Origin of the sequence: Thermochromatium tepidum ATCC 43061 (assembly GCF_009664085.1) — a bacterium.
Lineage (GTDB): Bacteria > Pseudomonadota > Gammaproteobacteria > Chromatiales > Chromatiaceae > Thermochromatium > Thermochromatium tepidum.
This window is the reverse complement of the sequence record NZ_CP039268.1, coordinates 1171585-1193161: the sequence shown is the minus strand read 5'-3', so window position 1 is coordinate 1193161 and position 21577 is coordinate 1171585. Positions and strand designations below refer to the sequence as shown.

Sequence of the window (21577 nt, the reverse complement as noted above, 5' to 3'; positions counted from 1 at the left end):
ATCACTTCGCTCATCTCGCTCATTCGGAATGCATCCATGGCAATCTCTCAGGGATATGGCCGCGAGCGCCGAGTCAACGCCCGCTACCGTGTCGATCTCGCTGCCGAACTCAGGCACCCCCAGGGCCAAGTGATTCATGGACGGGTCCGTGACATCTGTGCCGGGGGACTCTTTCTTGAGCTCGCCTCTGACCAGATCTCTGACGATCTGCGACCAAGCCAAGCCTACCGCCTGGACATCGCCCTACCTGATGACCCTCGAGCGGCGGGCGCACTGGCAGAGGTCGTGCGCACAACGCCGTATGGACTCGGACTGCGCTTCACGACCCTGCTCGAGGACACGGCTGACCGGCTGGGTCGCTTCATTCATCAGGCGGCCACAACGGCCATAGACGAACACCGGAATCAACTCGACCACCAGGCACTCGGGTTGCTGCGTGCCCTAAGCAAGGAGCGCTTGCCCGAGATCTTCGATCAGTGGATCGGGCATCTACTCGAAGCGCTCTTGGAATACAGCGAGCATGCCGAGTCCGACGTGCATCGGTCACTCGCCGCCAGCGAGGCCGGCCTGCTCATCCAGGCCCTCCAGTCGGGACGCCTGGCGTCTCAGGTGCATGAGGTCATCCAAGAATCCCTCGTCGCCCCCACACCGACCCCGGATCCCCATGATCAAAATAAAGGGCGGATCGAGCTCGCGCTCCTCGATCAGGAGGTGTTCGAGAACTGGCTGGTGAAGTCCGAGCTCAGCACCCGGTTGGAACAGGAACTGAGCGAACTCCTGGGCATGCTGCGTTCACAGGCCACGCCATTATCGGGCCAGCCACTCTGGCCGATCGAACCCGAACGCCTACTCGATGTGCTGGAGGGACTCCTGGGTCAAGTCGGCGTCAGCGACACGATCCTGCGCATCGGTCTGCGGAGCGGCGGGCATCGGATCGCCGATGCACTCGCGGCGTTCTATCGCGCACTCTCTCTCGACTGGTCCCATCTCGGATTGACCGCGTCCAAGCCTGGGGTCCAGACCTTACAGGCGCCACACCCCGAGGTCGGACCCAGCGCCGACCCCGGGGATGGATTCGTCCCGCCCTCGGATCTGACCCCGGAACCGCCCGCGCCACCCGAGCCGACCACCACACCCCAGTCGCCCGCCAGACCCAACCCGATGCCAGACCAGCGGGCGCCGGGACCCCTGCCAGCCGAGCCGACCCCGGCACCACAGGATCTCCGAGTGCGTGAACTGTTCGACGCCCTGCGCGCTCAGGCCCTCCAGCCATCCAGACCCGCGCCCATCCAGCACGGGGTACAGCATCCCCCCCTGGATAGCGGGCGACTCGACCTCCCTTGGACCCAGGGGCGCGTCGACCTGACCGATCGTCTCATCACCGAGATCCTGAGCGACCAATCCACACCGAAGACGCTCAAGACCGTACTGGAGCGTATCCCAGCGCATCTGCTCTCCATGGCCTTGACGCATCCGGGCGCACTCCTCGATGAGCGACATCCATTGACGGTCCTGCTCGATCAAGTCGAGCAACTCGCGCGCCTGCTTCCCAATGGGGCCCGCGACGACCCCGAGCGTCAGCAAGAATTCGAACAGCTGGTCGAGCGTCTGGTGGCGACCGAACCGGGCGATCTCCCGGCCCTGGAGGTGCTCAGCGAACAGATGCGGGGGCTCAAGGCGCACCTTGAGCACCTGAGTCGCACAAATCACGCGCACTGGATCTCGCTCTGCAATATCCGCGAGCGTCATCGCCAGGCCCGGGAAGGGGTTCGTCAGCGGATCAACAGCCTTCTGGATGGCCTATACATCCACCCAGTAGTCACCGAGATCCTCGATCGCGGCTGGCGCAGCCTCCTCGAGATGGTCGGTATCACCGCAGGTGTGGACAGTCCGCGTTGGCGTCGTCACTGGCGCACGCTCTGGCAACTGCATCTCGACACCGGTGGCGAGGCCCTGGCGCATCGGGGCGCCATTGAGTTGAGTCGCCAGGAGGTCCTCCTCGAGGAGATCCTCGATGGATTGGGCGCCGCGGGCCTGACGGCCGAGGAGCACGCCGAGCTGACCGAGCGCGTCCATCAGGCGCTTAAACAGGTGCGTGCCGGTCAGGTCGCCCCCGGGCTCCATCAGCCCTTCAGGCCGCTCCTACCCGACCCTGAGGATGGGCCGGACACGGTCGATGAGACGATCGCCGAGGCAGACTGGAACGCGGCAATCGCCCGCATCGATGCCCTACCGATCGGCACCCTGCTCTGGACTCAGGAACGCGCTGGTCCAATGGCGCTCTGTCTGATCTGGCGCAGCCCGGATGGGTCGCGTCTTGGCCTCAGCGATCCCCTGGGCAAGCGCCTAACCAGTCTGCGTCGCAGCCGCCTGGCCCGCAGGCTCCTGCGCCAACGCCTCGTCATCGACCGCCCGCCGCCCACAGGAAGCGTACAGCGTGCCACCACCGCCGCCCTGGAGCGCATGGAGTCTCAGATCCATGAGCATGACCTTCCCGATCCCCTGACGGGGCTTGCGAGTCAGCGTCAGCTCAAACTCGCCCTGATCAGGGTCCTCACCCAAGCCGACCCCAATGTCCAGCCCTATGCCCTGGGGATCCTGGAGCTCGACCGCCTCGCCATCCTGACCTTCCAGTATGGATCGGACACCGGGGAGCAGATCCTCAAGTACGCCGCGGACCAGTTGCGCCTGCACCTTGCCCACAACCAGTGTCTGGCCTCTCTCGGCAATGGTCGCTTCGGCGTCCTGATCGGGATTCGGGATCACGACGAGGCCCGGGGCTTGGGCGAGCGCCTGCGCCTGAGCCTGAACGCGATCCCAATCCAGATCCAGTCGGTTACCCAGGGCCTATCCTGGAGCCTGGGGTTTAGCCTCATCGAGGACCGACGGCAGCCGCCAGAACACTATCTCTCGACGGCGAACCTGGCCTGCCTGGCCGCCCAACGTCAGGGGGGTGACCGGGTGATCCTCTTTCGTGATGAGGACCCAGTCATCCACAAACAACTGGAACAGATGCGGATCTGCGCCCAGACCGCAGAGGCCATCCGCTCGGGGCGGATACGGCTACGCTTTCAGATCATCGCCGCGCTGACCGAGCTCGAGGATGGCCAAGAGCCGGTCGCGCATCATTCGGAGATCCTGCTCAGCGTCTATGATGAACGGCATCGTCCCCTCCCGCTTGGCGACTTCATCGCCGCCGCCGAGGCCCTGAACATGATGCAGATACTGGATCGCCAGGTCATCGAGACCACATTGCGCTGGCTCAACGCACACCCTGGGCTGGAGGGGCCACTCGGCAGCGTGGCCGTCAATGTCTCGGGTCAGACCATTGGTGAGGCCGACTTCGTCGCCTGGGTCAGCCAGCGTCTGGAACACTGGGCGATCCCCCCCAGGCGGCTGGGATTCGAGGTGACCGAGACCGCGGCCATCACCGATCTCAAACGCGCGGCAGCCAACCTCGAGCACCTCAGGGCACTGGGCTGCCCGATCTATCTCGACGACTTTGGTGTTGGGCTCTCGTCTTACGGCGTAACTGTTCAGGTTCCCCATAAAAGAGTCTCTGATCCGGGTTTAAGAACGGGAAGGACAGCTGACAATAAGCGGCATGGAAAGACTGCCCGATCTTGCTGGCCTGACGCACGCGGAGAAAGACGCACTCATTCATGCGCTGTGGGATTGGGTCACCGCGTTGCGCCAGGAAGTCGTCCGGCTGACAGCGGAAGTGACCCGGCTGCAGGGGGAAGTCGCCCATCTGCGCGGGCAGATGGCGAAGAACAGCCGCAACTCGAGCATTCCATCCTCGGCCGAAGGCTTGAAGAAGACGAAGTCGATGCGCAAGCAGGGAAGCCGACCGCCTGGCGGTCAGCCGGGTCATTCCGGTTCGACGCTCAAGCAAGTGGCGCAGCCCGATCACGTGGTGGATCATCCACTGCCCGAGGTATGCGACGTCTGCGGCGAATCGCTCACGGGGCAGGCCACGACCGAAATCCGCCAGGTCTTCGATCTGCCGCCGGTGACAATGGAAGTGACCGAGCACCGGATTCACGCGCTGCGCTGCACCTGCGGCAAACTGCACCGCAGCGAATTCCCGCCCGAGGTCACGGCCCCGGTTCAATATGGCCCCGGCGTCAAGGCGCAGGCGGTCTATCTGACGCAGCACCACATGCTGCCCGTGGCGCGCACCGCCAACGTCCTTGCAGACCTGTATGGTGTGCCGATCTCGACCGGCACGGTTCAGGCCATGATCGGGGAGGCGAGTGAGCGGTTGGCTCCGACGGTCGCGCGGATCGCGGATGCGGTCGCTCAGGCGGATGTCGCGGGCGCCGACGAGTCTGGCTTTCGCGTGGCAGGCAAGCTCAACTGGCTGCACACCGCGGTGACCGACACCCTGACCTGGCTGGGTCTGCATGCCAAGCGCGGCAAGGCGGCGTTTGAGGACTTCGGTCTGCTGTATCGGCTCAAGGGAACGCTGGTTCATGACGGCTGGGCCTCGTATCGGGAACTGACCTGCACCCATGCGCTGTGCAACGCCCATCATCTGCGTGAATTGACCTTCGTCCATGAGGAATGCGGACAAGCGTGGGCCAAGCGCATGATCGATTTGTTGGTCTCTGCCCACCATGAAACGGTGGCCGCCCATGGCCAGCCGCTGACGGCTCTGCGCATCCAGGCGATCCGCACTCACTACGAGGCGATCCTTGCTGAAGCGGCCGCCGCCAATCCAGAGAAACCCGCCAGCGGCAGACGCGGGCGCACGGCGCAAAGCGTGCCGTTCAATCTCTACCGACGATTGCGTGATCATGCCGACGATGTCCTGCGCTTCACGACCGATCCACGCGTTCCGTTCAGTAACAACCTTGCCGAACAAGCGATCCGCATGCCCAAGGTCAAGCACAAGATCGCCGGTTGCTTCCGCACCACCGAAGGCGCACAGGCCTTCTGCATCATCCGCTCCTACCTCGCCACCCTGCAGAAGCAGCACTTCGACCTCTTCCAATCCCTCATCCAAGTGTTCAAGGGCAACACCCCTCAGCCAAATTTCTCGGGGTAGCTTCCCCGGGGCACCTGAACAGTTACCTTACGGCTATCTTAAGCACCTGCCGATCGATTACCTCAAGATCGATGGCTCTTTCATCAAGGATATCGTCAATAATCCCCATGATCAGGTGATCGTGCGTTCCTTCAACGAAATCGCCCACTTTATGGGTAAGCAGACGGTGGCCGAGTTCGTGGAAAACGCCGAAACCCTGAGCCTAATGCGTGAGCTTGGCATCGATCATGTCCAGGGCTATGCCATCGCACGCCCCGGTTTCATCGATGAATTCTTTACCCGACACTGAGCACCTGCCAGGCCCGAAGCGCGCCATCAGTCCTCGTGCCGGGAGACAGCCAAGGCGGGGCGCTTGACCGAATTGTGTGCGCATTCCCTTCTTAGGCGAAAGACAAGAGGGGTTGACATCCTCCCTGGCCTGAAGGCCGGGGAGGATGTCAAGGAACGGATTTTCAATTGGCTCAAGCAGACCGCGTCTCTGGGTCGGTTGTCTGCATCACAGTTGCAGTGCCCCTCACTCCCCCGCCGGCTGGGCGGGATCCCCCTTCCACGGCTGAATGACCACCGCCGAGACGCTGTTTTTAGGCGAGCCTTCGATGAGGCGGTCGCTGTAGGTCAGATAGACCAGGGCGTTGCGGGGTCCATCGTAGAAACGCACCACCTGCAGGGTCTTGAACAGGAGCGAGGTGCGTTTCTTAAACACCGGTTCGCCGTTGCGTTTGCCCGACCGGATGTCATCAGGCAGGGCGATGGGGCCGATCTGGGTACATTCGATCGAGGCGTCCGAGGTGTCCTCGGCCACCCCGACGGCCCCCGAGACACCGCCGGTCTTGGCCCGGCTCAGATAACAGACCACCCCGGGGATCGCCTCGTCTTGGAAGACCTCGACGACGATCTTGTCGTTTGGGCCCATCCATTTGAACTTGGTCGAGACACTTCCGATCTCCTCGGCGTGGGCCAGGCCGAAGAAAGCGCCGATCAAGAGCGGCACGAGCAGTATAGATTGCATGCTGGGTTCTCCGGGTGTGGGGTGTCTTCAGGTGCGGGCGCCGAACAGTCGGACGTGCTCGCTATGACTGCGGGTCAGGGCGTCTTCCATCGAGACGCCGAGGAACCAGTTGCCGGTCAGGGCCAGACGGGTGCCGGCGAGCGCGGCATCGAGCTGCTCGACCAGTCTGAAATGACCCTGGCGCAGCGCCGGCAGACGATTGTGGACACGCGACTGGGCGGCGATCCGGTCCGGGGTGACACCCAGGGCCTGGCAGGCACATCTGACCTGGGATTCCGGATCAAGTACGCCGGGGCGGAAGTGGAAGGCAAAGCCGCGATACTGGGCGTCGGGCAAAAAGTCACGCGAGACGGCGGAATAGAAGGCGTCCTCGACCGCGATCAGACCGGCGAGCGGCGGCAGGTTCAGGGCGTCCTGCCGGAAGACCAGCACCAGGGTCTCGATCTCGGCCATCCCGATGCCAGCGACCAGGGCACGCGCCCGGGCAAAAACAGCCGGGATCAGCATAGCTGCGACATCAGGCGGCACGGCCAGGGTCAGATGGGCGCTCCTGATCGCGGTGCCATCCTGGAGTCGGACCTTAAACCCTTCACCCTCGGTTGCGATCTGCTCGATCCGCTGCCCGGTGCGGACCTCAAATGTCCCCTGGGCGACGAGGGCGTTCGGGATGGCCGAAAGCCCGTCGGCGAAGGTGAAGGCCTTGATGACGTCCTTGCGGCGCGGTTTGCGCCGAAACAGCGCCTCGGCCGGGTAGTCGTCTGCCGGCTGGCAGATCACGGCCTGGAAGGCGTGCTGGAGTAGATCGCGATAATTGCGCCGACCGAGGACGGCGCTGTAGTAGTCGCGCACGCTGCGCCCCTCCTTGGGTTCCTTGACCAGCCTGGGCAGCGAGCCTAGCGCTTCGAAGGGATGGATGGCCGAGAGGATAAAGCGGCGTCGACCGTCCTTCCAAAGCCTATAGCCGACCCTGAGCTTGGGCTGGACCTGGGTGGTCAGCCCCAGATCATCGAGGATGGACAGCAGATTGCCATAGCTATTGAAGCAGGTGTGCCCACCGGCCTCGGTCCAGAAACCACCGAGCGCCGGAAAGGTCTGGCTATTGATGCAGCCGCCGATGCGGTCGCTCGCCTCGAGCACCAGGGTGCTCAAACCGCGGCGGGCTGAGAAATGTGCGGCACCCAGTCCGCTAATACCAGCGCCGATGACAATGTGGTCGAAATCTGTGCTCATGGGGCGGGATTGTGTCCAGTCGGCTCGTTGTCATCCGGGGGCGTCTCGATCTCGTCGAGACGCAGATGACTGATGTCGGGGATATGCACCGGCTCAGGTGGCCGGTCGCAGTCGGCCAGACTCCAATCCGAGCCGTTGACCAGGCTCAGATGGCTGAGATCGAGGTCCGGCGGCCTAACCTGGGGCGGCTCTTCGAGGAACTCAAAGCCGCCCTCGGCAGTGAGATTCGCGACCGCCTCAGTGTCGGTCTTAAGCGTGGTGACCTTGGGCGTGACACCGGCTTCGGGATCTGCGACCAAAGGAGGCTTTGTAGGAGGTGACGGAGATTGAGTGGACGCGGCAACCTCAACCGCCCTTAGGGTGACGATGGCACCGGCCTCCTCGAAGATGCGCTTGTAGCGGGCCGCGGTAGCGGCGTCCGCGTTGCGCTTGACGGTAAGCCGTTGGCCCTTGAAAAGACGCTCGATACCTGTGGCGTCCAGCTTGAAGGCCGCCTGGAGCCGCTCGCGCGCCAGACGCGGATCGGCGCCCGGTTTGAGTGTGCCGTCGAACAGGATGTCGAATCTTGCCCCTGACATCTCTCCCCCCTCTTTGCATCAAGGATCAGGCGCCCCCGATCGCCGGTCGCCACAGGTGACCGCCTCGTTGGAGCTATTGCAAGCGCCCTTTTACTCGGTCAGCGGCTTGGATAGGGTAAAGGCCCCGCGGATGTCGCCAACCTCGAAGCCGCGTGCGCGGTCGTTCGGATAGTGCTCATCGAGCGCTTGAGCGACCGGTGCCGCGATGGTCTTGCCATGACAGGCCAGACAGACCTCCTGGGTTGGGATCGCCTTCATGAAACGGAAGGTCCTCCGTCCCTGATCGTCCTCGACCACCTCGGCCTGGCTCAGGGTCTCGGCGGGTTGGCCCTCGGCCAGACGGGCCTTGAAGGATTCGAGCACCCGGGTCTCCCAGGCGTCCGGTGTGCCAAGTTTCGTGTTGCGCGTCTTGAGGCTGACACGCCCAACCTCCCAGCCGCTGGCTTCGGACAGCTCGGCGGCAATGGCGGGCGAGCGATCCTTGCAGACTGAGATCGCCCCGACGGGGCCGCCGCTCTCGATCGCCGCCTTAAGTTCGGACTGTAATTGCCCGGAGAATTCCTTGATGATCTGTTTGGCCTCTTCGGTCAAGGGGTCATCGGCTGAGGCCAGGACTGGCATCGAGCTGGTCAGGAGATACAGGCTGGCGGCAATCAGGATTCGGGGGACGATTGGGGTCATGGGGCCCTCCTTAAGGTCGTGCTGGGTTCAAGGCTGTGCATTAAGGATCCGCGATCCATCCAGCGCGATCAAGCCTCGCCAGTCTTGGACGGGTGATAGAAACGCCTTCAGTCACCTTTGGTTCAGCCAGGGTCTGCCGGGCGCCATCTCCCGAGCCGCTGGCCAAACTGGACCCCGATGCCGGGCACCAGTCCAGGTTCCCACTCGGTCTGATCGGGCAGCAGCAGGATCACGGTCGAGCCGAGATTGAAGCGTCCCATCTCCTCACCGCGTTCCAGGTGGATACATTGCTCGTCGACGGCATAGTCCCAGCGCCGGGGCTCTAAGCCCGAATGCGGCGGCGTGACCTCACCGGCCCAGACCGTCTCGAGGCCGCCGACGAAGATCGCGCCGACCAGGATCAGCGCCATGGGACCGGCTGCGGTCTCGAAGCGGCAGATCAGACGCTCGTTGCGCGCAAACAGGTCGGATACACCCGCGGACGTGATGGCGTTAACGCTAAAGAGCGTGCCCGGCACATGGACCATTTGATCGAGCCGCCCACCAAGCGGCATGTGGATACGATGGTAGTCACGCGGCGAGAGATACAGGGTTGCGAAACGCCCGCCCTCGAAGGGATGGGGCTCGCCGGGTGCGAGCGCAAGCAGCGACTCGACGCGATAGTGACGCCCCTTGGCCTGGATCAGCCGCCCGGCCTCGATGGTCCCGATCTGACTGATGGCACCATCGACCGGACAGAGGATGGCCGCCGGGTCCGGGTCGAGCGGGCGGGCATCGGGACGGAGCGCGCGGGTGAAGAAGGCATTGAAGTGTGGATAGGCGTCTAGGTCCGGTTCCAGCGCCAAACGCATGTCGATGCGATAGATCTGCGCGAAGTTTCGGATGATCAGCCGCTTGAACGGTCGCCACCGGACGCGCGCCAGCCAGTACAGGCGTTCGGAGAGCCAGCGCTGGGGGATCAGGTGTTGCAGGGCGATGAAGAGCCGGTCTGTGAGTGACATGCGGGTATCCCATCGGCAAAACGTCTTTGAACCACAGGTGAGCAAAGCGAGCAAAGTCTTTGAGGAAACGGAGTGACTTTCACGTCCCTGGGGCGCGCGGCGTTTTGGGGTCATTCATCCGCCGATCCGTCTCCCCCAGATCTGGGCCTCGGCGAGCACCTCGGCCAGGTGCAGGGTGGTCGGGGCACCATCGCGGATGACCTGACGGCCCCGGATCCAGACCTGACGCACCTGGTGGCGTCCAGCGGCATAGACGAGCTGCGAGATCGGGTGATAGATCGGCTGGGTGTGCGGATCGCGCAAATCGACCGCGACCAGATCGGCCGACTTGCCTGGCTCGATCGAGCCGATCTCCGCGTCCAGACCGAGGGCGCGTGCCCCATTGATGGTCGCCATCCGTAGCACCTCGGTCGCGGGCACGGCGGCGGCCGAGCCGGCGACACCCTTGCCGAGCAGGGCCGCGGTGCGCATCTCGCCGAGCAGATTGAGATCATTGTTGCTGGCCGCACCATCGGTGCCGAGCGCGACGTTCACCCCCGCCTCCAAGAGCCGCGCGACCGGGCAGAAACCGCTGGCGAGCTTGAGATTGGACTCCGGACAGTGCACAACGCTTGCGCCCGTCTCGGCCAGGCGCGCGATCTCGGTGTCTGTGAGTTGGGTCAGGTGCACGGCGGCCAGGGCCGGGCCGATCAGACCCAGCCGATCGAGCCGCGCAAAGGGGCGCTCGCCCCGGGCTTGGACCGCCTGCTCGACCTCGTCTCGAGTCTCGTGCAGATGGATATGGATCGGCACGCCCAGTTCGTGCGCCAGGCTCGCTACCCGTTGCAGCGGCCCATCCGAGACCGAATAGGGCGCATGCGGCGCCCAGGCGACCCGGATCAGCGGGTGGTCACGATAGCACTCGTGCAGCGCCAGCCCCTTGGCGATGTACTCATCGGGCGAGGCGGCATAGCGGGTCGGGAAATCGACCAGGATCATCCCGATCAGGGCGCGCATCCCGGCCGCGGCCGTCACCTGGGCCGAAACCTCGGGGTAGAAATACATGTCGTTGTAACAGGTCACCCCACCGCGCAACATCTCCAGTACCGCCAAGCGCGTCCCAGCGGCGACGAAGTCGGCATCGACCCAGCGCTGCTCGGTCGGCCAGATGTGCTGGTACAGCCAGGTCATGAGCGGCAGGTCATCGGCTAAGCCCCGCAGCAAGGTCATGGCGGCATGGGTGTGGGCATTGATCAGACCCGGGATCAGGACATGACCGGGCAGCTCGAGGGTCTGCTCGGCCTGGATGGTGCGCCGTGCCTCCTCGTAGGGCAGGAGCGCCTGGATACGCCCGTCGGCAATGGCGATGGCATGATCGGTCAGTTGGCGATCCTCGGGATCCACGGTCAGGATCCACTCGGCATGGATGAGCAGTTCGGCGTGCATCGCGCGGTCCTTTGGTTACGGGGACGAATGGGTGACAATAGGCGCCACCATGCCACAAAGGAGCCTGCGGTCAACTCCCCCGGCCTGAAGTCCGGGGCTTGTGAGAACAGGCTCGGTTGACCAGGGATACGGAGGTGGCGAGACGGACGGCCTAACCGCGCTACGCGCGGTGCGCTATCCATCCCCGTCCTGAAGGACGGGGATGGATAGCGCAAGAAGGATGAACAAACGCGCAAAATGCGGGTTCAAGGTGGTCTGTGCAGACCCTGGATCAAAATAGCTCGATGAGTAGACGCTGCGCCTGAGCCAGAGCCTGCTCATTGGCGCTGGAGGGCTCCACATCTCCAACGTCGACAACCTGCATTTCGACCGGAACCACGCCATGGCCGAGCAGGCCGATTTCACTGGCGGCCTTTTTGGAGAGATCGATCGTGCGTCCCTGCGCATGGGGTCCGCGATCGTTGATGGTGACCTCGACCGAGCGACCGTTGATTTTGTTGGTCACCAGCACCCGGGTACCAAACCTCAGGGTGCGATGCGCCGCCGTCAGTTCATCCTGGTCGAAACGCTCGCCGCTCGCGGTGCGGCGGCCATTGAAGCGATCCGCGTAGTAGGAGGCCAGGCCCTCGGTGGTAAATGCCTGGGCCTGGGTCATTGGCAAGAGCGAGAACGCTAGCGCCAAGGGTGATAGCCAGTTGCGTCGATTGACCAAAACGCTTCCTCCGCATGTCGTTTGGTGTTTGGGCGCTTGAGCAAGAACCCTTCGGATACTCGTTCGCAGGGGGGATGCTAACCGGCGGGATACTCTGGAGGCAAGCAAAAATTCGCCAAATCAATCCGAGATTTAGCCAATCTATGGATCAAGGCCGCTCATGCCGAAGCCGCCCGGACTGGCCAGACGCGGCAGATCTGGCGGCCAATCCGCGCGGGAGCGCCTAGCGAGCGCCGACATCTGAGCGCGTCAATCGTACACTATACTCCAACGCCGGATCGGGCGTGGTGGCTTCGAGCGGCAGGAAGGCATAGGGCGCGATCCGCGTGCGCTGCAAGGGCTGGTCGAGCGCCTCGGCCACCGCCGGATCGCGTCCATAGATGTCGCGGCGCAGGCTGAGGCTGCCTTTGGCGTCGGCACGGGCCGTCAGGTAATAGAGCAGAACCGGCAAGGGCTCAGACAGATTGACATAGCGCGTCTTGGTGTCTTCAAAGACGCTGTCGATGCGCGCCCGATCCCAGCCTGACTCCTCCAACAGCAGCTCGGCGAGCTCAATCGGATTCTGCACCCGCACACAGCCGTGGCTGAGGGCGCGCACCGGGCGCCCGAACAGTGCCTTGCTGGGGGTGTCGTGCATATAGACGGCATGGCGGTTGGGGAACATGAACTTCACCCGTCCCAGTGCATTGTCCGGCCCCGGCGACTGGACCACACGATAGCGTTTGTAGTCGGCGGCATTGCCGCCGCTGACCCGGCGCCCCGTGCGTCGATCGATCAGGGTGTATTTGTCCGAGACGTTACCGAGATTTTTTTGGATCGAGACCGGCACGGTCCAGGTCGGATTGAGCACCAGATGATCGAGCCGGTCGCGGAACATGGGTGTTTGCGAATCCTCTTTGCCGACAATGACGCGCGTGCTCCAGACGATCTCGTGTCCGCGCACCAGGTGGGCCATGTAGTCGGCGACGTCGACGAAGATATAGTCGGACGGCAGGTCCTCATAGAGCCAACGCATGCGCTCCAGGTTGAGGCGGATGCGATCGATCTTGGATTCGTCGACGGGATCATGGATCGCCGCGAGCGTCTGGGGGCCGACCATTCCATCTGGGACGAGACCACGAGCCCGCTGGAAGGCGCGTACCGCCTCGCTTAGGGCGGCATCGAAGACATCGGGCCGATCGGAGTCCCGGCGCTCACCATAACCGAGCAGACGCAGATGCTCGCGCAACAGGGCGACACGCTCACCCCGGCTGCCGAGCGAAAGCGGGGGTCCAGGCGTGAGCGGGGGAAGCTGATTGAGGTGACGCGCACCTGCATAATGACTCAAGGCACGCTTGAGATCCTGATACCAAAAGGGTTTGTGGAAACGCCCGTTGAGAAAGTCGGCCAGATCCTCGGCCTCCAGGGCCCCGTGCATGTCGGCGATCAGACGCTCGGCAGGCACCGGGGGGCGATCGTTCCATTGTGGATCGACGATGACCGGATCGAGCTTGCCGTAGCGGGTGTGATGGACATAGCGCAAGAGCGCATCGCTGAGCTGGAGATCGGCGGCGAGGCGCGCGCTGCCACGGAGTGCCGCGAGCACGCCGGGTCGGCTCAGTGTGCGCAGGCGCTCGACATGGAAGTCCTCGGGGCGAAATCCGTCTTCCTCGCTCCGCTCGACCAGATCGAGCAGCGCATCGATCTGTGTCGGATTGGACCAGACCAGGGCGTAGTCACGCTGGAGATAAAAATCGGCGAGCACGGGCGCCGAGAGCAGTGGCACACCGTCGATGGCCAATGTCCTGGAGTCGCGAAACGCCTCCAGGGTCGCGACGAGCAGATCGTTGGCGCGCCCGACCGCGGGTGTCATCAGGGTCAGCCAGGACAGCAGGACCAGTGGAAACGATGTCTTCATGTCGTCAATTCAAACCTCACCGATGAGCTCGACCCGACCGCGGTCGTCGACCGATTCTAGGCGTACGGTGAACCCCCACAGACGGCGGATGTGGCGCAACATCTCCGGCACCGAGTCGCCGAGTGGACGCCGGTTGTGCATGAAATGACGCAGGGTCAGCGAGCGGTCACCACGCCGATCGACATTGTAGACCTGGATGTTGGGCTCGCGCGTACCCAGATTGTACTGTTCGGCCAGCGCCTGACGCAGGACACGATAACCGCTCTCCTCGTGGATCGCCTTGACCCTGAGATGTTCCTCCAGGTCGTCGTCGGTGATGGCAAAGAACCGGAACTCGCGCATCAACCTGGGCGAGAGGAACTGGGCGATGAAGCTTTCGTCCTTGAAGTTGCGCATGGCAAAGTCCAACACCTGGAGCCAGTCTTGGCCAGCGATGTCGGGGAACCAGTGACGGTCCTCGTCGGTGGGCGACTCGCAGATGCGGCGGATGTCGCGCATCATGGCAAAGCCGAGCGCATAGGGGTTGATGCCCGTGTAATAGGGCGCATCGAACGGCGGCTGGTAGATCACGCTGGTATGGGATTGCAGGAACTCGATCATGAAGCCATCGCTGACGAGTCCCTCGTCGTAGAGGTGATTCAGGAGCGTATAGTGCCAATAGGTGGCCCAGCCTTCGTTCATGACCTGGGTCTGGCGCTGGGGATAGAAATACTGCCCGATCTTGCGCACGATGCGCACGATCTCGCGCTGCCAGGGCTCGAGCAAAGGCGCGTTCTTCTCGATGAAATACAGGATGTTCTCTTGCGGCTCCTCCGGCCAGCGTTCCTCACGCGAGGATTCGTTGCGCTCGACAGTGGTCGGAAGGGTGCGCCACAGGTCATTGATCTGAGATTGCAGATAGGCCTCGCGCTCGCGCTGACGGCGCTGTTCTTCGGCCAGCGACAGCGGCGCGGGGCGTTTATACCGATCGACTCCATAATTCATCAAGGCATGACAGGAATCGAGCAATAGCTCGACCTCATCCTGTCCATAGCGTTCTTCGCACTCGGCGATGTACTTTCGGGCGAAGACCAGATAGTCGATGATGGCGTCGGCACTGGTCCAGGTGCGAAACAGATAATTCCCCTTAAAGAAGCTGTTGTGTCCATAGCAGGCGTGCGCGATCACCAGGGCCTGCATCGGCAAGCTGTTCTCCTCCATCAGATAAGCGATGCAGGGATCTGAGTTGATGACGATCTCATAGGCCAGGCCCATCTGACCGCGCCTGTAGGTCTGCTCGGTGGCCACGAACTGCTTGCCGAACGACCAGTGGTGATAATAGATCGGCAGACCGACCGAGGAATAGGCATCGATCATCTGCTCGGAGCTGATGACCTCGATCTGATTGGCATAGGTATCAAGCCCATAGACCTCGTGGGCCAAACGCGCGATCTCGCGATCAAAACGCTCCAGGAGCGAAAAGGACCACTCAGACGAATCCGTGATGAGTCGTCGGCTCATGCCGTCTGCCTCTTGAACAGCTCACGAAAGACGGGATAGATGTCCTCGGCACCGTCGATCTCCTGCATCGCGAAGTGCGGATGCACGGCCTTAACCTCCTCGTAGGCATACCAGAGGCTCTGATGTTGGCGCGGGGTGATCTCGACATAGGCGTAATAGCGCATCAGCGGCAGCAGCTTCTCGATTAGCAGGTCGCGACAGAGACTGGAGTCCGAATCCCAGTTGTCGCCATCCGAGGCCTGAGCGGCATAGATGTTCCAGAGGCTCGGATCGTAGCGCTCCTTGATCACCTCATAGGCCAGGTTGAGCGCACTCGAGACCACGGTGCCGCCGGTCTCGCGCGAGTAAAAAAACTCTTCCTCGTCGACCTCCTGGGCGATGGTGTGATGGCGGATAAAGACCAGATCGATCCGCTCGTAATTGCGCTTGAGGAACAGGTAGAGCAGGATGAAAAACCGCTTGGCCAGATTCTTGCGCTCCTGGTCCATGGAGCCTGAGACGTCCATGATACAGAGCATGACCGCCTGACTGGTCGGTTCGGGCTGCTTGACAAAGCTCTGATAGCGCAGATCGAAGGTGTCGATGAAGGGCAACGCGGCGAGGCGGGTCTTGAGCCGGTCGATCTCGGCACGCCGTTCGCCGATACGGGGATCGGTCTCAGGTGCCCCCTCAGCGAGCAGGTGCGCGATCTCCTCCTCCAGTTCACGAATGCGGGCACGCGCGGAGGCGCCAAGCGCGGTGCGCCGTGCCACCGCCCCCTTGAGCGAGCGCACCACATCGATGTTGGTCGGCGCGCCCTGGGTCGAGTAGCCGGCACGCACTGCTTTGAACTCTGTGGTCCCCATAAGCTGGTTGCGCACCAGATTGGGCAGTTCCAGGTCCTCAAACAGCAGGTCCATAAACTCTTCGCGCGAGAGCTCGAAGACGAAGTCGTCCTCGCCCCGCCCGTCCTTGCTCGCCCGCCCCTGTCCCGAGCCGCCACCCTCCCCGCCCTCGGGCCGACGGATGCGATCGCCCGACTCGAATTGCTTGTTGCCGGGGTGCACCAGGTCGCGCACCCCACCCTTGCCGTGATGGAACACCGGCTCCGAGATGTCGCGCGCCGGGATACTGACCTTCTCGCCGGAGTCCATGTCGGTGATGCGGCGCTTGTTGACCGCGTCGGCCACGGCCCGCTTGAGCTGGGACTTGTAACGCCTCAGGAAGCGCTGGCGGTTGACCGCACTCTTGTTTTTGCCGTTTAGACGCCGATCGATGAAGTGTGACATGGTCTTGGTCCGCTCACTGTGCCTTGCGCACGCGCAGATACCACTCCGAGAGCAGACGCACCTGCTTGGGCGTGTAGCCCTTGGCGGTCATGCGGTCGACGAACTGCTCGTGCTTCTTTTTCTCTTCGGCCGATGCCTTGGCGTTGAACGAGATGACCGGCAGCAGATCCTCGGTGTTGGAGAACATCTTCTTCTCGATCACCACGCGCAGCTTCTCGTAGCTGGTCCATTTCGGGTTGGCTCCAGCGTTGTTGGCGCGCGCGCGCAGCACGAAGTTGACGATCTCGTTGCGGAAGTCCTTGGGATTGGAGATCCCGGCCGGTTTCTCGATCTTCTCTAGCTCTTCGTTGAGCATGGCGCGGTTCATCATCTCGCCGGTGTCCGGGTCGCGATATTCCTGATCCTGGATCCAGTAATCGGCATAGGTGACATAGCGATCGAAGATGTTCTGACCATATTCGGCATAGGACTCCAGATAGGCCGTCTGGAGCTCCTTGCCGATGAACTCGGCATAGCGCGGGGCCAGATACTGCTTGAGGAAGCCGAGATAACGCTCCTGGGTCTCGGGCGGAAGCTGCTCGCGCGCGATCTGGCGCTCCAGCACATAGAGCAGATGCACCGGATTGGCCGCGACCTCGGTGTGGTCGAAATTAAATACCTGCGACAGGATCTTGAAGGCAAAGCGGGTCGAGATCCCGCTCATCCCCTCATCGACCCCGGCATAGTCGCGATATTCCTGGATCGATTTGGCCTTGGGGTCGGTGTCCTTGAGGTTCTCCCCGTTATAGACCCGCATCTTGGAATAGATGCTGGAGTTTTCGGGCTCCTTGAGCCGGGTCAGGACCGAGAACTGGGCCAGCATCTCCAGGGTCCCGGGCGCGCAGGGCGCCGTGGCCAGCGAGCTGTTGCGCAGCAGCTTCTGGTAGATCTGCACCTCTTCGTTCACCCGCAGGCAATAGGGCACCTTGACGATGAAGACACGATCCAGGAAGGCCTCGTTGTTTTTGTTGTTGCGGAAGCTCTGCCATTCGGATTCGTTCGAGTGGGCGAGGATGATGCCCTGGAATGGCAACGCCGATAGGCCCTCAGTACCGTTGTAGTTGCCCTCCTGGGTGGCGGTCAGGAGCGGATGCAGCACCTTGATCGGCGCCTTGAACATCTCGACGAACTCCATCAGGCCCTGGTTGGCCCGGCACAGTGCCCCCGAATAGCTGTAGGCATCGGCGTCGTTTTGGGCGAAGCGTTCGAGCTGACGGATATCGACCTTTCCCACCAAGGACGAGATGTCTTGGTTGTTCTCGTCGCCCGGCTCGGTCTTGGCGATCGCGATCTGTTCCAGGATCGAGGGATAGAGCTTGACCACCTTGAACTTGGTGATGTCGCCGTTGTACTCCTGCAGGCGCTTGACCGCCCAGGGCGACATGATGGTGCGCAGGGCGTGGCGCGGGATGCCATAGTCCTCCTCCAGGATGGCCCCATCCTCCTCAGGCGAGAACAGACCCAGGGGCGACTCGAACACCGGCGAGCCTTGGATGGCGTAGAAGGGCCGTTCCTGCATCAGTTCCTTGAGCTTTTCGGCCAAGGACGACTTGCCGCCCCCGACCGGGCCCAGCAGGTAGAGGATCTGTTTCTTCTCCTCCAGCCCCTGCGCGGCATGCTTGAGATAGGAGACCAGCTGCTCGATCGCCTCCTCCATGCCGTAGAACTCGGAGAAGGCCGGATAGCGCCGGATCACCTTGTTCTGGAAGATCCGGCTCAGGCGTGGGTCATCGCGGGTATCGATCAACTCCGGCTCGCCGATCGCCATCAACAACCGTTCGGCTGGACCAGCATAGGCAGTGGGGTCAGTCTTGCACAGTTCCAGATACTCGTTAAGACTCATCACCTCTTCACGCGAGGCCTCATACCGAGCCTGATAACGCTCAAAGATCGACATGGACTAATACCTCACTCTCGGAAAAACGGACGCTCGTCTTGGACCACGTCGGTGGCACATGTAGGTCTAGATCACCGACGCAGCTGAGATGCGGTGTGATGAAGTCTAAATTCAAACCAGCGATAGCGTGACCCGCTCCAGTTGGGCCTGGGCACAGGTCGTTGCTACGATCTCCAAATCCATACGATGCTTGGGCAGATCAAGCAAGCGCGCCATCCTCCTGCACTCGACCTCGGCGTGATCAGGCATGTCGAAGACGGACCCTAAGACAGGGCGCCTGAGGTCTAGCCGGCTGGCGCGGAAGATCGAACTTGCCGGCTCGTTCGATGATGGAGTCAGGAGACTCAGACTCCAAGCGCGCCGAGACGTTCCACGATGACAAAACCCTAATCTAAACCATAGCTCCATCCCCGACCGAGGATTCTGAATGCCTGACTCCTATGTCGACCGCATCCTCAAGGCGCGTGTCTATGATGTCGCTGTCGAGACCCCGCTCACCCTCGCGCCGCAACTCTCGGCGCGCCTGGGCAATACCGTGCTGCTCAAGCGCGAGGACTTGCAACCGGTGTTCTCATTCAAGCTGCGCGGGGCCTACAACAAACTCATCCATCTCGACGCCGAGGCACGCGGGCGCGGTGTGATCGCCGCGAGCGCCGGCAATCATGCGCAGGGCGTGGCGCTTGGCGCCAATCGACTCGGACTCCAGGCGACCATCGTCATGCCACGCACCACGCCGCTGATCAAGGTGCGCTCGGTGCGCGCCCAGGGCAGCAAGGTGGTGCTCCACGGCGATTCCTATGATGAAGCCTATGCCCATGCCCGCGAACTGGTGGACGAGAAGGGACTGACCTTCATCCATCCCTTCGACGATCCGGACGTCATCGCCGGTCAGGGCACCATCGGGATGGAGATCCTGCGCCAGCATCCCGAGCCGCCAGATGCCATCTTTGTCCCGGTCGGCGGTGGCGGGTTGATCGCCGGTATCTCGGCCTATGTCAAATGGCTCTATCCCGAGGTCAGGATCATCGGTGTCGAGCCGGAGGACGCGCCGACGCTCCATGCCGCACTGGCTGCCGGTGAGCCTGTCACCCTGCCCCAAGTTGGACTGTTCGCCGATGGTGTAGCGGTCCGGAAGATCGGTGTAGAGACCTTCCGCATCGCGCGCGCGCGCGTCGATGCGGTGGTGCTGGTGACTGCCGACGAGATCTGCGCCGCGATCAAGGACATCTTCGACGACACGCGCGGAATCGCCGAGCCGGCCGGGGCACTGGCTGTGGCCGGACTCAGGCGCTGGGTCGAGACCACGGACACACGCAACGCCCATCTGATCGCCATCGAGAGCGGGGCCAACATCAATTTCGACCGGCTGCGCCATGTCGCCGAACGCGCCGAACTGGGCGAGCATCGCGAGGCCCTGTTTGCGGTCGAGATCCCCGAACGTCCCGGCAGCTTCCTCAGCTTCTGTCGCGCGCTCGGCAGACGCCAGATCACCGAGTTCAACTATCGCTATGCCGACAGCCGCCGCGCCCAGGTCTTCGTCGGGATCGAACTGACAAAGGGCGAGGATGAGCGTGCCGAGCTGATCGCCCGCCTGACAGAAAAGGAGTTCCGGGTACTGGACATGACCGACAACGAAACGGCCAAGCAGCATATTCGCTTCATGGTCGGGGGGCATGCACCTGGTCTGGAACACGAGCGGCTGGTGCGGATTGAGTTCCCCGAGCGTCCAGGCGCCCTGCTCGATTTTCTGAGCGGGCTCGGCAAGCGCTGGAATATCAGCCTCTTTCACTATCGCAACCATGGCGCGGCCTATGGACGGGTGTTGATGGGGTTGCAGATCCCACCCGAGGAGTATCCAGACCTCGAACACACACTCGCCGGCCTGGGCTATCCGCACTGGGACGAGACCGACAACCCCGCCTATCGGATCTTTGCCGGCAACGGCTAAGGCATCGCCATCGCCAGGAGAATCCAACTTGGACACCCCCTTTCATTCGGACCTCGCCACGACCCAGATCGGGATTCTGGGGCTCGGCTATGTCGGGCTCCCGCTCGCCGTCGAGTTCGGCAAAAGGTATCGGACCCTTGGGTTCGACATCAACGCTGCGCGCATCGCCGAGCTGCGCGCCGGGCGCGATTCATCGCTCGAGGTCGAGCCGGACGAACTGCGCACCGCCAGCCGACTCGAATACACCGACACCATCGAGCCGCTCGCCGACTGTCATGTCTTGATCGTCACCGTGCCGACGCCGATCAATGCCCACAAACAGCCGGATTTCGGTCCGCTCGAATCGGCCAGCCGCGCCATCGGTTCCATCCTCAAGCCGGGTCGGATCGTCATCTATGAGTCCACCGTGTATCCAGGGGCGACTGAGGAGGTCTGCATCCCCATCCTCGAGCGTCTCTCGGGCCTGACCTACAACCGTGACTTCTATGCCGGTTACAGCCCAGAGCGCATCAACCCTGGCGATAAGGCACATCGTCTGACCACCATCAAGAAGGTCACCTCAGGCTCCACACCTGAGGTTGCGCGCTTCGTGGATGCACTCTATGCCTCTATCATCAGCGCCGGTACTCATCTGGCCAGCAGCATCCGCGTCGCCGAGGCGGCCAAGGTGATCGAAAATACTCAGCGCGATCTCAATATCGCGCTTGTCAACGAGCTGGCACTGATCTTCAACCGTCTAGGACTGGATACCCTGGAGGTACTGGAGGCGGCCGAGACCAAGTGGAACTTCCTGCCCTTTCGTCCCGGATTGGTCGGCGGACACTGTATCAGCGTCGACCCCTACTATCTGACCTACAAGGCGCAGGAGATCGGCTACCACCCCGAGGTCATCTTGGCCGGGCGGCGCGTCAACGACGGCATGGGGGCCTATGTCGCCGGGGAGGTCATCAAGCGGCTGGCACGCAACGGCAGACTCAACCGGGATAGCCGGGTGCTGGTCTTGGGCCTGACCTTCAAGGAGAACTGCCCGGATCTGCGCAACACGCGCGTCATCGACATCCTCGCCGAGTTACGGGACTATGGTCTGAGCTGTGATGTCTGTGATCCCTGGGCCAATCCGACCGAGGCCGAGCACGAGTATGGCCTCAAACTGGTCGAGCAGCCCGAGCACGGCGTCTATGAGGCCATCATCCTGGCCGTGGCCCATCGCCAATTCGCCGACTGGGGTGCCGAACGCCTCCGCGCCTTCGGTAAGCCGGGCGCCATCCTCTATGACGTCAAATCCGTGCTCCCACGCGAGGCGGTCGACGGACGGCTGTAATCTCACACACCTGGAGTCTCG

Annotated in this window: 15 protein-coding genes and 1 pseudogene; 5 read left to right on the top strand and 11 right to left on the bottom strand. The window is 62.7% G+C overall.

The window, feature by feature from the left end; genetic code table 11:
* Positions 1-36 precede the first annotated feature (36 nt).
* The 3 genes and pseudogenes from E6P07_RS05475 to E6P07_RS05465 all read left to right on the top strand — a co-directional run.
* Positions 37-3516 (top strand): annotated as a pseudogene (locus E6P07_RS05475) (DUF1631 family protein); the annotation flags it as partial.
* Between the two features lie 88 nt (positions 3517-3604).
* Positions 3605-5050 (top strand): IS66 family transposase, encoded by a 1446-nt coding sequence (gene tnpC, locus E6P07_RS05470; RefSeq protein WP_153974093.1) that lies wholly within the window; start codon positions 3605-3607, stop codon positions 5048-5050.
* On the top strand, positions 5037-5339 hold the full coding sequence (locus tag E6P07_RS05465) for an EAL domain-containing protein (protein ID WP_153976151.1): 303 nt from the start codon (positions 5037-5039) through the stop codon (positions 5337-5339). Before tnpC ends, E6P07_RS05465 begins: the two co-directional genes overlap by 14 nt.
* A gap of 225 nt (positions 5340-5564) precedes the next feature.
* On the opposite strand, the gene E6P07_RS05460 is transcribed toward E6P07_RS05465, so the two are convergent.
* The 11 genes from E6P07_RS05460 to E6P07_RS05410 form a co-directional block, all read right to left on the bottom strand.
* The gene (locus tag E6P07_RS05460; RefSeq protein WP_153974677.1) at positions 5565-6059 is read right to left on the bottom strand and encodes a CreA family protein; all 495 of its coding nucleotides are present in this window, start codon (positions 6057-6059) and stop codon (positions 5565-5567) included.
* A 27-nt stretch (positions 6060-6086) separates the two neighbouring features.
* Positions 6087-7289, bottom strand: a complete 1203-nt coding sequence (locus tag E6P07_RS05455) for a protoporphyrinogen/coproporphyrinogen oxidase (RefSeq protein WP_153974676.1) — start codon at positions 7287-7289, stop codon at positions 6087-6089.
* Positions 7286-7867: a hypothetical protein gene (locus tag E6P07_RS05450; RefSeq protein WP_153974675.1), complete on the bottom strand. Its 582-nt coding sequence runs from the start codon at positions 7865-7867 to the stop codon at positions 7286-7288. The genes E6P07_RS05455 and E6P07_RS05450 overlap by 4 nt, the downstream gene beginning before the upstream one ends.
* A 90-nt stretch (positions 7868-7957) precedes the next feature.
* Positions 7958-8548 carry a Tll0287-like domain-containing protein gene (locus E6P07_RS05445; protein WP_153974674.1) on the bottom strand — a complete coding sequence of 197 codons (591 nt, stop codon included), beginning with the start codon at positions 8546-8548 and terminating at the stop codon, positions 7958-7960.
* A gap of 122 nt (positions 8549-8670) precedes the next feature.
* The gene (asd, locus tag E6P07_RS05440; protein WP_153974673.1) at positions 8671-9549 is read right to left on the bottom strand and encodes an archaetidylserine decarboxylase; all 879 of its coding nucleotides are present in this window, start codon (positions 9547-9549) and stop codon (positions 8671-8673) included.
* A 114-nt stretch (positions 9550-9663) separates the two neighbouring features.
* Positions 9664-10974, bottom strand: a complete 1311-nt coding sequence (locus E6P07_RS05435; RefSeq protein WP_153974672.1) for a TRZ/ATZ family hydrolase — start codon at positions 10972-10974, stop codon at positions 9664-9666.
* A gap of 271 nt (positions 10975-11245) precedes the next feature.
* On the bottom strand, positions 11246-11629 hold the full coding sequence (locus E6P07_RS05430; RefSeq protein ID WP_153974671.1) for a septal ring lytic transglycosylase RlpA family protein: 384 nt from the start codon (positions 11627-11629) through the stop codon (positions 11246-11248).
* Positions 11630-11909: 280 nt separating this feature from the next.
* Entirely contained in the window at positions 11910-13583 is a 1674-nt protein-coding gene (locus E6P07_RS05425) for a L,D-transpeptidase family protein (RefSeq protein WP_153974670.1), read from the bottom strand.
* Between the two features lie 9 nt (positions 13584-13592).
* Positions 13593-15083 (bottom strand): SpoVR family protein, encoded by a 1491-nt coding sequence (locus E6P07_RS05420; RefSeq protein ID WP_153974669.1) that lies wholly within the window; start codon positions 15081-15083, stop codon positions 13593-13595.
* Entirely contained in the window at positions 15080-16351 is a 1272-nt protein-coding gene (locus E6P07_RS05415) for a YeaH/YhbH family protein (RefSeq protein WP_153974668.1), read from the bottom strand. The genes E6P07_RS05420 and E6P07_RS05415 overlap by 4 nt, the downstream gene beginning before the upstream one ends.
* Positions 16352-16364: 13 nt before the next feature.
* Positions 16365-18287 carry a PrkA family serine protein kinase gene (locus E6P07_RS05410; RefSeq protein ID WP_153974667.1) on the bottom strand — a complete coding sequence of 641 codons (1923 nt, stop codon included), beginning with the start codon at positions 18285-18287 and terminating at the stop codon, positions 16365-16367.
* A gap of 427 nt (positions 18288-18714) precedes the next feature.
* Here E6P07_RS05410 and ilvA point away from each other — a divergent pair, with 427 nt between their 5' ends.
* Together ilvA and E6P07_RS05400 are read left to right on the top strand one after the other, a co-directional pair.
* Positions 18715-20235: a threonine ammonia-lyase, biosynthetic gene (gene ilvA, locus E6P07_RS05405; RefSeq protein WP_153974666.1), complete on the top strand. Its 1521-nt coding sequence runs from the start codon at positions 18715-18717 to the stop codon at positions 20233-20235.
* A 28-nt stretch (positions 20236-20263) separates the two neighbouring features.
* The gene (locus tag E6P07_RS05400; RefSeq protein WP_153974665.1) at positions 20264-21556 is read left to right on the top strand and encodes a nucleotide sugar dehydrogenase; all 1293 of its coding nucleotides are present in this window, start codon (positions 20264-20266) and stop codon (positions 21554-21556) included.
* Positions 21557-21577: the final 21 nt, after the last annotated feature.

Excerpts from the sequence above, each read along its gene's own strand:
- tnpC (WP_153974093.1), top strand. The coding sequence starts at position 3,605 with ATGGAAAGACTGCCCGATCTTGCTGGCCTGACGCACGCGGAGAAAGAC.
- E6P07_RS05460 (WP_153974677.1), bottom strand. The coding sequence starts at position 6,059 with ATGCAATCTATACTGCTCGTGCCGCTCTTGATCGGCGCTTTCTTCGGC.
- E6P07_RS05455 (WP_153974676.1), bottom strand. The coding sequence starts at position 7,289 with ATGAGCACAGATTTCGACCACATTGTCATCGGCGCTGGTATTAGCGGA.
- E6P07_RS05450 (WP_153974675.1), bottom strand. The coding sequence starts at position 7,867 with ATGTCAGGGGCAAGATTCGACATCCTGTTCGACGGCACACTCAAACCG.
- E6P07_RS05445 (WP_153974674.1), bottom strand. The coding sequence starts at position 8,548 with ATGACCCCAATCGTCCCCCGAATCCTGATTGCCGCCAGCCTGTATCTC.
- asd (WP_153974673.1), bottom strand. The coding sequence starts at position 9,549 with ATGTCACTCACAGACCGGCTCTTCATCGCCCTGCAACACCTGATCCCC.
- E6P07_RS05435 (WP_153974672.1), bottom strand. The coding sequence starts at position 10,974 with ATGCACGCCGAACTGCTCATCCATGCCGAGTGGATCCTGACCGTGGAT.
- E6P07_RS05430 (WP_153974671.1), bottom strand. The coding sequence starts at position 11,629 with ATGACCCAGGCCCAGGCATTTACCACCGAGGGCCTGGCCTCCTACTAC.
- E6P07_RS05425 (WP_153974670.1), bottom strand. The coding sequence starts at position 13,583 with ATGAAGACATCGTTTCCACTGGTCCTGCTGTCCTGGCTGACCCTGATG.
- E6P07_RS05420 (WP_153974669.1), bottom strand. The coding sequence starts at position 15,083 with ATGAGCCGACGACTCATCACGGATTCGTCTGAGTGGTCCTTTTCGCTC.
- E6P07_RS05415 (WP_153974668.1), bottom strand. The coding sequence starts at position 16,351 with ATGTCACACTTCATCGATCGGCGTCTAAACGGCAAAAACAAGAGTGCG.
- E6P07_RS05410 (WP_153974667.1), bottom strand. The coding sequence starts at position 18,287 with ATGTCGATCTTTGAGCGTTATCAGGCTCGGTATGAGGCCTCGCGTGAA.
- ilvA (WP_153974666.1), top strand. The coding sequence starts at position 18,715 with ATGCCTGACTCCTATGTCGACCGCATCCTCAAGGCGCGTGTCTATGAT.